The organism is Streptomyces sp. NPDC059456, assembly GCF_042750055.1.
Taxonomy (GTDB): domain Bacteria; phylum Actinomycetota; class Actinomycetes; order Streptomycetales; family Streptomycetaceae; genus Streptomyces.
Window position 1 is genome coordinate 1 of sequence record NZ_JBHYVA010000952.1, and the last position, 2,469, is coordinate 2,469.

The following is a 2,469-nucleotide window of genomic DNA, read 5'->3' on the forward strand; positions in this document are numbered from 1 at the left end:
TCTTCAGCGGGGGCCGGGTGAGGTTACGCCAGGCCCGGGCCGCGGACCGGGATGTGGGTGAACGTCGGCTCCGGGGCCGGGTTCTGGAAGAAGTCGTTGCCCTTGTCGTCCACCACGATGAACGCCGGGAAGTCCTCGACCTCGATCTTCCAGACCGCCTCCATGCCGAGCTCCTCGTACTCCAGGACCTCGACCTTCTTGATGCAGTCCTGGGCCAGCCGCGCCGCCGGGCCGCCGATCGAGCCGAGGTAGAAGCCGCCGTGCCGGCCGCACGCGTCCGTCACCTGCTGCGAGCGGTTGCCCTTGGCCAGCATGACCTTCGAACCGCCCGCCGCCTGGAACTGCTCGACGTAGGAGTCCATGCGGCCGGCCGTGGTCGGGCCGAAGGAGCCCGAGGCGTAGCCCTCGGGGGTCTTCGCCGGGCCCGCGTAGTACACCGGGTGGTCCTTCAGGTACTGCGGCATCTCCGCGCCCGAGTCCAGCAGCTCCTTGATCTTGGCGTGCGCGATGTCGCGCGCCACGACCAGCGGGCCGGTCAGGGACAGGCGGGTCTTGACCGGGTGCTGCGCGAGCGTCGCGAGGATGTCGTCCATCGGCTGGTTCAGGTCGATGGCGACGACGTCCGAGGACTCCGACAGGTGCTCGTCCGTGGTGTCCGGGAGGAAGCGGGCCGGGTCGCGCTCCAGCTGCTCCAGGAAGACGCCCTCGGCGGTGATCTTCGCGGTGGCCTGGCGGTCCGCGGAGCAGGACACGGCGATGGCCACCGGCAGCGACGCGCCGTGGCGCGGGAGGCGGACGACGCGCACGTCGTGGCAGAAGTACTTGCCGCCGAACTGCGCGCCGATGCCGATCTTCTGGGTCAGCTCGAAGACCTGCTGCTCCAGGGCCTCGTCGCGGAAGCCGTGGCCCAGCGCCGAGCCCTCGCGGGGGAGTTCGTCCAGGTAGTGGGCGGAGGCGTACTTCGCGGTCTTCAGGGCGTGCTCGGCGGAGGTGCCGCCGACGACGATCGCCAGGTGGTAGGGCGGGCAGGCCGCCGTACCGAGCGAGCGGATCTTCTCCTCCAGGAACTTCATCATGGAGGCCTCGTTGAGGACCGCCTTGGTCTCCTGGTACAGGAAGGACTTGTTGGCCGAGCCGCCGCCCTTGGCCATGAAGAGGAACTTGTACGCGCCGCCGTCGGTCGCGTACAGCTCGATCTGCGCGGGCAGGTTCGAGCCGGTGTTCTTCTCCTCCCACATGGTGAGCGGGGCCATCTGCGAGTAGCGCAGGTTCAGGCGGGTGTAGGCGTCGTAGATCCCGCGGGACAGGGCCGCCTCGTCGGCGCCCTCCGTCAGGACGTTCTGGCCGCGCTTGCCCATCACGATCGCCGTGCCCGTGTCCTGGCACATCGGCAGGACGCCGGCCGCCGCGATGTTCGCGTTCTTGAGGAGGTCGAGCGCGACGAACTTGTCGTTCGACGAGGCCTCGGGGTCGTCGATGATCCGGCGCAGCTGCGCGAGGTGCGCGGGGCGCAGGAAGTGCTGGATGTCGTGGATGGCCTCTTCGGCGAGCTTGCGCAGCGCCTCGGGCTCGACCTTGAGGAACGTACGGCCGTCGGCCTCGAAGGTCGAGACGCCCTCCGAGGTCACCAGCCGGTAGGGGGTGGTGTCCTCGCCCAGGGGCAGCAGGTCGGTGTACGCAAACTCTGGCATGACGGCAGTCATTCCTCACTCGGCAGACGGCGCTGGCGACCAATTGGCAGCGCGGCTATCAAGCGTAGGACCTCCGTCCCGGGCTGTGTCTGTGAGGTAAGGCTCACTCCCGACTATCGCGATCTATCGCGTATCGCTATGCTGGCCGACGTGGACCTGGAAAAGAAGCCCGCCGCGCCTGCCGTCGCCACCGGAGCCGCCCCCGCCGAACTGCGGGCCTCCGACGCCGACCGCGACCGGATCGCGCACATCCTGGCCGACGCCCTCGCCGAGGGCCGGCTCACCGCGGAGGAGCACTCCGACCGCCTGGACTCCCTGTACGCCGTGAAGACGGTCGGGGAGCTGGAGGTGCTCGTACGGGACCTCCCCGCGCCCGGCGGCGCCGCCGCGGCGCCCGCGTACGGACGGGCTCCGGCCGCGTCCCCGGTGCCGGGCGCTGCGGCCCCGGTCTCGGAGACCGTGGTCGCCGTGTGCAGCAGCTCCACCCGCAAGGGGCGCTGGCGGCCGGGCGCGCACACCCGCGTCGTCTCCGTCCTGGGCGACGTGAACATCGACCTCACCGAGGCCGTCTTCGAGCAGCAGATCACCGAGATCAACGTGACGAGCGTGCTCGGCAACGTCGAGGTCCTGGTCCCGGAGAACGTGACGCTGCGCGGCTACGGCAGCGGGGTCCTCGGCAACTTCGAGGTGCACGGCGAGGGACGCGCCGAGACCACCGACCCGCACGCGCCGGTCGTGATCATCCGCGGTTTCGCCCTGCTGGGCAACATCGAGGCTG

The 2,469-nt window shown here is 70.1% G+C and carries 2 protein-coding genes; one reads left to right on the top strand and one right to left on the bottom strand.

Features of this window, described 5'->3' with window-relative positions; all coding sequences use genetic code 11:
- Positions 1–23 precede the first annotated feature (23 nt).
- The gene (locus ACFXA3_RS40965) at positions 24–1,691 is read right to left on the bottom strand and encodes a fumarate hydratase (RefSeq protein ID WP_385196313.1); all 1,668 of its coding nucleotides are present in this window, start codon (positions 1,689–1,691) and stop codon (positions 24–26) included.
- A 150-nt stretch (positions 1,692–1,841) separates the two neighbouring features.
- Here ACFXA3_RS40965 and ACFXA3_RS40970 point away from each other — a divergent pair.
- The coding region (locus ACFXA3_RS40970; RefSeq protein ID WP_385196315.1) for a DUF1707 domain-containing protein at positions 1,842–2,469 on the top strand (628 nt) is incomplete at its 3' end.

Bases quoted from the DNA above. Each gene is read 5' to 3' on its own strand.
- ACFXA3_RS40965 (WP_385196313.1), bottom strand. From the start codon at position 1,691: ATGCCAGAGTTTGCGTACACCGACCTGCTGCCCCTGGGCGAGGACACC.